Source organism: Mesorhizobium sp. M2A.F.Ca.ET.037.01.1.1 (assembly GCF_003998075.1).
Classification (GTDB): domain Bacteria; phylum Pseudomonadota; class Alphaproteobacteria; order Rhizobiales; family Rhizobiaceae; genus Mesorhizobium.
The window spans coordinates 1-9,656 of the sequence record NZ_RZSA01000143.1 but is presented as its reverse complement, the minus strand read 5'-3'; the positions used below and the strand labels follow the sequence as shown (position 1 = coordinate 9,656).

Genomic DNA, 9,656 nt, shown 5'->3' with positions numbered 1-9,656 from the left:
GTCGAAGGCGCTGGTGCGGCCGTAAGTCACGTTCGGAAAGGCGGCCTTGTCGCTCGCCTGCTCGAGCAGGCGAGCGACAAGGCCGCCTTTCCGAACGTGACTTACGGCCGCACCAGCGCCTTCGACCTCGAGACCGGCGCCGACAACGACAGCGACCAGTTGGTCACCTTGCATATCTGGTCGAAAGCCCAGGGCGAGGCCGAGACACGCCTCATCATGGACAGCATCAGGGCGCGGCTCGACGGCGCGGCATTTTCGATCGGTTCGCGCGGCCAGACGCGCCTGTCGCTGGAATTCGCCGAGGCCCGCTATGACGAGGATCTGGCCGTCCATCATGGATTGCTGCGCTTCCGCGCGCTGACGCAGGAAGCCGCCTGAGAGGCTGCGCCGATACATGTCGCCCAGCAGTAGAGCTGGCGGCTCCGAAATATTCATCAAAACAACGGTTTAAGCGCGGCGTTTGAATCGGTTTCACGCGAAGCGCCTTGGCCTACAGCTGCGCCTGGATGGCGGCCTTGTCGATGACCGACCAGACTTCGCGAATCCGCCCGTCATGGAACTCGTAAAAGACGTTCTCGGCGAAGGAGACGCGCTTGCCGTGGACAGGCAGGCCGAACAGCACGCCCTTGGGCCGGCAGTCGAAATGCAGGCGCGCCGCCACGCGCGGCGGCTCCGAGATCAGAAGCTCGATATTGAAGCGCAGGTCGGGAATGGCCTCGAAATCGCCTTCCAGCATGCGGCGGTAACCCGAAAGCCCGATCGTATCGCCATTATACTGGACCTCCTCGCCGACGAAGCGGCCGAGATTGTCCCAATCCTGCTCGTTCAGGCAGGCGATGTAGCCCCGATAGAGACCGGCAATATCCTCGCGCGTCATCGCATCCTCCATGGCCGTCCGGCGTTTCTACACTAGCTAGCGCAGTGCGCGGTGAAGGCAGGCCAAAAAGCGTAGCGGATCAAGTGCTTTTCCGGCTATGAATTCGAAGCCGGGCTTGAGGGAGCCTTGGCACCGCCAGGCGCGGGGGAATGGCGGGCATGATTTTCGATCGTTCACCGTTCATTTCACGTTCAGCCCATATGCGTTAGAACCGTGATCATGAAAAACCTTGGCTCACATCTTCGCAAAGCAGTGCTGGCGCTTGCCGCGGCCGGGCTTGCGTCGCAGGCGATCGCCCTGCCGGCCATCGAGCCGTCGGCCGATCAGCCGGTGGTGCTCGCCGCCAGCGATTGCTACGCCATCGGCCAGCAGGTCGCCGCGCAGAACGGAGGCACGCTCGCCAAGGCGTCGCAGGCGACGCGGGGCGGCCAGCAGGTCTGCGTCATCGTCGTGCTCGTCCCCGGTAAGGACGGACAGCGGCCGCGCCGCTCGGAAATCGTCGTCCCGATGGGCTGACCCCTCTCGTTTCCCAGGCCGGCGGAATCGGCCTATACGTCTATCCAGCAACAGGCTTCAACCCATGCGCGTGCTCGTCGTCGAGGATGACAAGGATCTCAACCGGCAACTGGCCGAGGCGCTGGTCGATGCCGGCTATGTCGTCGACCGGGCCTATGACGGCGAGGAGGGGCATTTCCTCGGCGAGACCGAGCCTTACGATGCCGTGGTCCTCGACATCGGCCTGCCGCAGATGGATGGCATCAGCGTCGTCGAGCGTTGGCGCCGCGGCGGCCGCAAGATGCCGGTGCTGATCCTCACCGCCCGCGACCGCTGGAGCGACAAGGTTGCCGGCATCGACGCCGGCGCCGACGATTATGTCACAAAGCCCTTCCATATCGAGGAGGTGCTCGCCCGAGTGCGGGCCCTGATCCGCCGTGCGGCCGGCCATGCATCTTCGGAGCTCACCTGCGGCCCGCTGCGCCTCGACACCAAGGCGTCCAAGGCCGACGTCAATGGCATGCCGCTGAAGCTCACCTCGCACGAGTTCCGGCTGCTCGCCTATCTGATGCATCATATGGGCGAGGTGGTGTCGCGTACCGAGCTGGTCGAGCATCTCTACGACCAGGATTTCGACCGCGATTCCAACACCATCGAGGTGTTTGTCGGCAGGCTTCGCAAGAAGATGGGCATCGACATGATCGAAACCGTGCGTGGCATGGGCTATCGCATGCGAGAGCCGGAGGCGTGACGCGGAACCGCTGAAGCCAGCGATGGGAAGGTGGATTTCAAGGCTGCGGCTCTGGCCGCGCTCGCTGACCTTCCGCGTCATCGCTTTCTCGACCATCTGGGCGATCCTGACGCTGGTCGTCATCTTCACCCTCATCACCACGCTTTACCGCCAGGCCAGCGAGCGCGGCTTCGACAGCCTGCTCTCGGCTCATCTGTTCAACCTGATCGGCTCGGTCGGCATTTCCGACAACGGCGCGCTGACCGGAGCGCCCGACCTTGGCGATCTGCGCTTTTCCGAGCCGAATTCCGGCTGGTACTGGTCGGTGGAGCCTGCCTCCGAGGGCGTGCATGGCGAAATCCATTCTTCCTCGATGACGACCTCGCTCCTGTCGCCGAGCGTCGCGGAGGTCCCGTTCAACGCGAACTTCCAGCGCAGCTACTCGATGGAAGGCATCAAGGGCGAGCAGCTCGAAGTGTTCGAGAGCGAGTTCGTGCTGGACGCCAAGAACCGCGCCGCCCGCTTCCGCGTCATGGGCAATCATAGCGAGCTCGAGCAGGAGATCGCCAGCTTCCAGCGCCGCCTGCTCACCTATCTGTCGCTGTTCGGGGTCGGCATGATCGCCATCAATGCCATCGCCATCCTCTTGGGCCTCCAGCCCTTGCGCCGGGTCCGCAATGCGCTCGCCATGGTGCGCGAAGGCACGGCCCAGCGCCTCGACGGCAGCTTCCCGGCCGAGATCGAGCCGCTGGCCAACGAGACCAATGCGCTGATCGAGAACAACCGGCGCATCGTCGAGCGCTCGCGCACCCAGGTCGGCAACCTCGCCCATTCGCTGAAGACGCCTCTAGCCGTGCTGATCAATGAGGGCCGCGCGCTCGGCGGCGCCAAGGGCCAGCTGATCGCCGACCAGGCGGCTTCCATGCAGAAGCAGGTCGATCATTACCTGCAGCGCGCCCGCGTCGCCGCCCAGCGCGACAGCGTCGTCTTCCGCACGCCAGTTTCGCCGCTGGTCGAGCGCATGGTGCGCGTTCTGCGCAAGCTCAATCCGCAAACGCGGCTGACGCTGTCCCTGCCGCCGGCCGAGATTGTCTTTGCCGGCGAGCGCGAGGATCTCGAGGAACTGCTCGGCAATCTGCTCGACAATGCGATGAAATGGGCAAAGAGCGCTGTTGCCGTGACGATCGCCACTATTTCGGGAAGCGGCAACCTGTTTGAAATCGTTATAGAGGATGACGGTCCGGGCATTCCCGAAGACAGCGCGCGAGAGGTGTTGAAGCGTGGCAAGAGACTGGACGAGACGAAGCCGGGAACGGGGCTTGGCCTTGCCATTGTCGCCGACCTCGTCAACGAGTATGGAGGCTCGCTGGCGCTGGAACGGTCGGGCATGGGCGGCTTGAGGGCGGTAGTGAGATTGCGGAGCCTTCAATGATGTTTTTTATCGATTTGCGAGCAGTGGCTGACGGCCAAATTTCCGACAAATATCAACACTATGGCCAGGATGCTTCCCTGATGGCGCGGTCGCCTAACCATCTCTCTCAAGAAGTCCATTTCGCTCAAGAAGCTCATTCCGCTCAAGAGAACCGGTTGTTGGCATGAAGATCCGCGTCGCGCTCGTTTCCGCCCTGCTCGCCGTTTCCGGCTGCACGACACTCGGCAGGGGCGGTCCAACCTCCCCGGTCACGCCTGTTTCGACGCCGCCCTCCGGCGGCAAGGTGTCGACCAGCATCGTCGCGGCGATGAATGGCGGGCTTATCGGCGGATCGATCGGCTCGGGTCTGAGCGACGCCGAAAAGCGCAAGGCGCTGGAGGCGGAGTACAAGGCGCTGGAATACAACACCAGCGGCCAGAAGGTGACGTGGAAGGGCGACAACGCCTCCCATTATGGCGAGGTGGTCGCGGCCCAGCCTTATCGGGTCGGCTCCCAGGATTGCCGCCAGTACACCCACACCGTCTTCAACGGCGGCGCGGGCGTCACCGCGCGCGGCACCGCCTGCCGCAACGCCGACGGCAGTTGGACGCCGCTGACCTGATAAATCGGCCCATTTGATATACATCAAGGCCGGACAGAGCATCCGCCGTCAAAGCGTCGCAGTATGCTTGTGTTGGCAGGGCAGGGCTCTGCCTTTATTGGAAGAGCCATGCTGTTCTGGGTCATAGCCGCAATCCTCACGCTGGGCGCCAGCCTGGCGGTGCTATTGCCGCTCACCGGCGGCATGAAGGGTGCATCGGCGCCTGGCGACCACGACCTCGAAGTCTATCGCGACCAGCTTTCCGAATTGGATCGCGACGTGGCGCGCGGCCTGATCCAGCCGGGCGAGGCCGAGGAGGCGCGCGCCGAGATCGGCCGCCGCATCCTGCGTCTCGGCGCGGCCGAGCGGCCGGCCGCCGCCAGCGCCTCCTCCTCCCGCGGCATCAGGTTGATCGCCAGCCTGGCCGTGCTTGCCGTTCCGCTACTGAGCTGGGGGCTGTACGGCGTGCTCGGCTCGCCCGATCTGCCTTCGCAGCCTCTGGCCGAACGTCTCGCCAAGAATCCCGCCGATTCCTCGGTCGACGAGCTGGTCGCACGCGCCGAAGCGCATCTCGCCGCCAATCCGTCGGACGGCAAGGGCTGGGACGTGCTGGCGCCGATCTATCTTCGCCTGCAGCGCTTTCCCGACGCGATAACCGCCTACCGCAACGCCATTCGCCTCGACGGCGACAGCGCGGTGCGCCAGGCTGGTCTCGGCGAGGCGATCGCGAGCGCTGCCGGCGGCATCGTTTCGGCCGATGCGCAAAACGCCTTCGAGGCGGCTCTCAAGCTCGATCCGGCCAATGCCAAGGCGAATTTCTACCTGGGGGTAGGCCTTGCCCAGGAAGGCAGGAAGGACGAGGCTGTCGCCGCCTGGCAAAAGATGCTCGGCCAGCTTCCGCCGGATTCGCCTTGGCGCAGCGCCGTCCAGCAGGCGCTTGCCGAGGCTGGCCAGACGGCGGTCGCGGCGGGCGCGCCGGCGAGCGGGCCGGATGCCCAGCAGATGGAAGCCGCGCAGCAGATGTCGCCGCAGGACCGGCAGGCGATGATCGAAACGATGGTCGCGGGCCTCGATGACAAATTGAAGCAGAATCCCCGCGACGAGGAAGGATGGATGCGCCTCATTCGTTCCTATGCCGTGCTCGGCAAGCCCGATCAGGCGCGCGAGGCGCTCGGCCGCGCTGTCGCCGCCTTTGGGGCCGACAGCGAGCAAGCCAAGAAGTTCACCGCCTTCGCCGCCTCCCTCGGCGTGACGGCGACGGAGTAAGAGATGACGCGCAAGCAGAAGCGATTGTCGGTGATCGTGGCGGGGTTGGCCTTCCTCGCCGCGGCCGCCGGACTCACCTTCTACGCGCTCGGCCAGAAGGCCTCCTATTTCTACATGCCGGCAGAACTGGCGACGGCAAGCGTCCCGCCCGGACAGCGCATCCGCCTTGGCGGCCTCGTCGAAAACGGCACCGTCGTGCGCGGCAGCGGCGCAACTGTCGCCTTCTCGGTCACCGATAGGCAGAAATCGGTGAAGGTGACCTATACCGGCATCCTGCCCGATCTCTTCCGCGAGGGGCAGGGCGTCATAACCGAAGGCGCTTTCGGTCCGGACGGGGTTTTCGTCGCCGACAGCGTCTTGGCCAAGCATGACGAGCGCTATATGCCGAAGGAAGTCGCCGACGGCCTGAAGGCCAAGGGCGTCTGGGTGGAAAGCAAGAGCCAATAATGGTTGAGACCGGACATTTCGCCCTCGTGCTCGCCTTCGCGCTGTCGCTGGTGCAGATGCTGGTGCCGCTGGTCGGCGCCCGCACCGGCAATCAGCGGCTGATGGCGGTCGGCGGCCCGGTCACCGTCACCGGCTTCGCGCTTACGGCGCTGTCCTTCACGGCCCTTGCAAGCGCCTATGCCGGCTCGGACTTCTCGGTGGCCAACGTCTGGGAAAATTCCCATTCGCTGCAGCCGATGATCTATAAGATCACCGGCACCTGGGGAAACCACGAAGGCTCGATGCTTCTGTGGGTGCTGATCCTGACCTTCTTCGGCGCGCTCGTCGCCGTCTTCGGCAACAATCTGCCGGCGACGCTCAAGGCCAATGTGCTTGCCGTGCAAGGCATGATCGGCGCGGCCTTCTTCCTGTTCATCCTGACGACCTCCAACCCGTTCATCCGCCTCAATCCGGCGCCGGTCGAGGGGCGCGACCTCAATCCGGTCCTGCAGGACCTCGGCCTCGCCATCCACCCGCCGCTGCTCTATCTCGGCTATGTCGGCTTCTCGGTCTGCTTTTCCTTCTCGGTCGCGGCGCTGATCGAGGGCCGCATCGACGCCTCCTGGGCGCGCTGGGTGCGGCCATGGACGCTGGTCGCCTGGATGTTCCTCACCGGCGGCATCGCCATGGGTTCCTACTGGGCCTATTACGAGCTCGGCTGGGGCGGTTTCTGGTTCTGGGATCCGGTCGAGAACGCCTCCTTCATGCCCTGGCTCGCCGGCACGGCGCTGCTCCATTCGGCCATCGTCATGGAGAAGCGCTCGGCGCTGAAGATCTGGACGCTGCTGCTTGCCATCCTCACCTTCTCGCTGTCGCTGCTCGGTACTTTCCTGGTGCGTTCGGGCGTGCTGACCTCCGTGCACGCCTTCGCCACCGACCCGGCGCGCGGCGTCTTCATCCTGTGCATCCTGACTTTGTTCATCGGTGGTTCGCTGGCGCTGTTTGCGTTGCGCGCCTCCAGCCTGACGGCCGGCGGTCTGTTCCACCCGATCTCGCGCGAGGGCGCGCTGGTCCTCAACAACCTCTTTCTCACCACCGCCACCGCGACGGTGCTGGTCGGCACGCTCTACCCGCTGGCGCTCGAAGCGCTCACCGGCGGCAAGATCTCGGTCGGCGCGCCCTTCTTCGACCTAACCTTCGGCCCGCTGATGCTGCTGCTGCTGGCGATCGTGCCGTTCGGCCCGCTGCTCGCTTGGAAGCGCGGTGATGTGATTGCCGCCTCGCAGCGGCTGATGGCGGCCTTTGCGCTCGCGATCGCCGCGATGCTTGTCACCGGCCTGTTCATCGACGGCGCCTCGGTTTTTGCAGCACTTGGTGTCGGCCTCGCTGTCTGGCTCGTCGCCGGCGCGCTGACCGACCTTGCCGTCAAATCCGGCGCCGGCTCGGTGGCGCCGGCCGCCATGCTTCGCCGTTTCGCCGGCCTGCCGCGCTCGGTCTTCGGCACGGCACTGGCCCATCTCGGCCTTGGGCTGACCTTGCTCGGCATCGTCGGCACGCTCTGCTTCGGCAGCGAAAAAATCCTCACTATGCGGCCTGGTGAGACGGTGGAACTCTCCGGTCACACGCTGCGCTTCGAAGGGCTTTTTCCCCAGAAAGGTCCGAACTTCACCGAGGATCGCGCCCGCTTCCTGCTGATCGGCGCAGACGGCAATGCCAAGGGCGAGATCTCTTCGGCAAAACGCTTCTTTCAGGCCCGGCAGACGGCAACGACCGAGTCCGGCATCAGCACGCTCGGCTTGAGCCAGCTTTACCTATCGCTCGGTGACGAGGGTAATGACGGCTCCGTCGTCGTGCGTCTCTGGTGGAAACCGCTGGTGACGCTGATCTGGGGCGGTGCCCTGGTGATGATGGCGGGCGCGGCCATGTCGCTGGCCGACCGCCGCTTGCGCGTCGGCGCGCCCGCGAGGCGCCGCAAGCCGGCCGCCGCGTTGACGAGCCCGACATGAGGGCAAGGTTTTCGCTCGCCTCGCTGATCCTTCTGCTCGCCTTGGCGTTTACGGGCGCCGCGCAGGCGGTGAAGCCTGATGAAGTGCTGCGGGACCCGGCATTGGAGGCGAGGGCGCGTGCGCTGTCGGAAGGCCTGCGCTGCATGGTTTGCCAGAACCAGTCGATCGACGAATCCGACGCCGATCTGGCGCGCGACCTGCGCATCCTCGTGCGCCAGCGCCTCGTCGCCGGCGACACCGACCAGCAGGTGATGGATTACATCGTCTCGCGCTATGGCGAGTTCGTGCTCTTGAAGCCGCGCTTCAGCCTGCGCAACGCGCTTTTATGGGGCACGCCGGTGCTCCTGCTCCTGGCCGGCGGCCTCTTCATCGTGCTGAGCGCCCGCTCGCGCCGCCCGACGTCGGACAGCACTCTCAGCGCCGAGGAAAAGGCGGCGCTGGACAAGATGCTAAGCGATTAGCGCCATCACCGTGCTTGGCGATTGACTGCAACCGTCTTCGGGCGCTCCGCACGTCCGTGGTCCTCGTCGCCAGTCACCAACATTACAAAACTTTCATGTACCGGAAATGGCGCCGTAATGTGCGCCTCTCTAATCCTCTTGCCCGAGGATGCTTCGCCTGAGCGCATCCGCATCGATAGAGGATAAGAAACCCGATGAATAATGCCCCCAATTCATATTCCCGCACCCGAAAGCGCCTGATGGCCGCCGTCGCTTCCCTGGCCGTTGTCGGCACGATCGGCGCGGGCATGCTCGCGACCGGCACCGCCCCCGTGCTGGCCGAAGCCGTGCGCGTCGAGGCCCCGCAGATGCCGAGCTTCGCCGATGTCGTCGAGCATGTCTCGCCGGCAGTTGTCAGCGTCAAGGTCAAGGCCAAGATCCAGCCGACCGCCGACGACGGCTCGGACGATCAGGGCGGTTTTGACAACCTGCCCGACAACCCGCAGCTGCGCCGCTTCTTCAAGGAATTCCGCGGCTTCGGCGACCAGGGCCAGGGCGGCCAGTTCGGCATGCGCCGCTTCGGCCATCGCGACCATGGCAATGGCGAGCCACGCCCGGTTGCCCAGGGCTCGGGCTTCTTCATCTCGGAGGATGGCTATCTCGTCACCAACAACCATGTCGTGTCGGAAGGCTCGGACTTCACCGTCGTCACCAATGACGGCAAGGAACTCGACGCCAAGCTGATCGGCACCGATCCGCGCACCGACCTCGCGGTGCTGAAGGTCGATGGCGGCGGCAACAAGTTCACCTATGTCGACTTTGCCGACGATTCCAAGGTCCGCATCGGTGACTGGGTGGTTGCCGTCGGCAATCCGTTCGGCCTTGGCGGCACCGTCACCGCCGGCATCGTCTCGGCCCGCGGCCGCGACATCGGCGCCGGGCCCTACGACGACTTCATCCAGATCGACGCGTCAGTCAACCGCGGCAATTCGGGCGGTCCGACCTTCAACCTCAACGGCCAGGTGATCGGCATCAACACCGCCATCTTCTCGCCGTCGGGCGGCAGCGTCGGCATTGCCTTCGACATCCCGGCCTCGACCGCCAAGCAGGTCGTCCAGGACCTGATGAAGAGCGGCTCCGTCCAGCGCGGCTGGCTCGGCGTCGAGATCCAGCCGGTCACCTCCGACATCGCCGAGTCGCTCGGCCTGAAGTCGGACAAGGGCGCGCTGGTGTCGGGCGCCCAGGACGCAGGTCCGGGCAAGAAGGCGGGCATCACCGCCGGGGATGTCATCACCCAGGTCGACGGCAAGGACGTCGCCTCGCCGAAGGAGCTCGCCCGCATGATCGGTGCGTTTGCGCCGGGCAAATCGGTCGATGTCACGGTCTGGCGTAACGGCAAGGACG

12 protein-coding genes are annotated in these 9,656 nt (G+C 65.2%); 11 read left to right on the top strand and 1 reads right to left on the bottom strand.

Annotation, left to right across the window (positions count from 1 at the left end):
• Positions 1-378: DUF3168 domain-containing protein (locus EOA27_RS09960; protein ID WP_145970310.1), on the top strand; the 378-nt coding region annotated here is incomplete at its 5' end.
• A 112-nt stretch (positions 379-490) separates the two neighbouring features.
• On the opposite strand, the gene EOA27_RS09955 is transcribed toward EOA27_RS09960, so the two are convergent.
• The gene (locus tag EOA27_RS09955) at positions 491-877 is read right to left on the bottom strand and encodes an ester cyclase (RefSeq protein WP_126078368.1); all 387 of its coding nucleotides are present in this window, start codon (positions 875-877) and stop codon (positions 491-493) included.
• Positions 878-1,096: 219 nt separating this feature from the next.
• Between EOA27_RS09955 and EOA27_RS09950 the strand changes: the two genes are divergently transcribed.
• The 10 genes from EOA27_RS09950 to EOA27_RS09910 all read left to right on the top strand — a co-directional run.
• A complete protein-coding gene (locus EOA27_RS09950; protein WP_126078367.1) occupies positions 1,097-1,393 on the top strand; it encodes a hypothetical protein in 297 nt (98 codons plus the stop codon).
• Between the two features lie 64 nt (positions 1,394-1,457).
• Positions 1,458-2,123, top strand: coding sequence for a response regulator transcription factor (locus tag EOA27_RS09945; RefSeq protein WP_126078366.1), 666 nt, complete (start codon positions 1,458-1,460; stop codon positions 2,121-2,123).
• A gap of 22 nt (positions 2,124-2,145) precedes the next feature.
• Positions 2,146-3,534, top strand: a complete 1,389-nt coding sequence (locus EOA27_RS09940) for an ATP-binding protein (RefSeq protein ID WP_126078365.1) — start codon at positions 2,146-2,148, stop codon at positions 3,532-3,534.
• Positions 3,531-3,701: a hypothetical protein gene (locus tag EOA27_RS40575; RefSeq protein WP_189343192.1), complete on the top strand. Its 171-nt coding sequence runs from the start codon at positions 3,531-3,533 to the stop codon at positions 3,699-3,701. Before EOA27_RS09940 ends, EOA27_RS40575 begins: the two co-directional genes overlap by 4 nt.
• Positions 3,698-4,135 carry a hypothetical protein gene (locus tag EOA27_RS09935; RefSeq protein WP_126078364.1) on the top strand — a complete coding sequence of 146 codons (438 nt, stop codon included), beginning with the start codon at positions 3,698-3,700 and terminating at the stop codon, positions 4,133-4,135. Before EOA27_RS40575 ends, EOA27_RS09935 begins: the two co-directional genes overlap by 4 nt.
• A gap of 108 nt (positions 4,136-4,243) precedes the next feature.
• Positions 4,244-5,380 carry a c-type cytochrome biogenesis protein CcmI gene (gene ccmI, locus EOA27_RS09930; protein ID WP_127256057.1) on the top strand — a complete coding sequence of 379 codons (1,137 nt, stop codon included), beginning with the start codon at positions 4,244-4,246 and terminating at the stop codon, positions 5,378-5,380.
• A gap of 3 nt (positions 5,381-5,383) precedes the next feature.
• A complete protein-coding gene (gene ccmE, locus EOA27_RS09925; protein WP_126078362.1) occupies positions 5,384-5,827 on the top strand; it encodes a cytochrome c maturation protein CcmE in 444 nt (147 codons plus the stop codon).
• Positions 5,827-7,812 (top strand): heme lyase CcmF/NrfE family subunit, encoded by a 1,986-nt coding sequence (locus EOA27_RS09920; protein ID WP_126078361.1) that lies wholly within the window; start codon positions 5,827-5,829, stop codon positions 7,810-7,812. The genes ccmE and EOA27_RS09920 overlap by 1 nt, the downstream gene beginning before the upstream one ends.
• Positions 7,809-8,273 carry a cytochrome c-type biogenesis protein gene (locus EOA27_RS09915; protein ID WP_126078360.1) on the top strand — a complete coding sequence of 155 codons (465 nt, stop codon included), beginning with the start codon at positions 7,809-7,811 and terminating at the stop codon, positions 8,271-8,273. Before EOA27_RS09920 ends, EOA27_RS09915 begins: the two co-directional genes overlap by 4 nt.
• A 194-nt stretch (positions 8,274-8,467) precedes the next feature.
• Positions 8,468-9,656, top strand: a 1,189-nt coding sequence (locus EOA27_RS09910; protein WP_127256055.1) for a trypsin-like peptidase domain-containing protein, incomplete at its 3' end; no start/stop codon positions are given.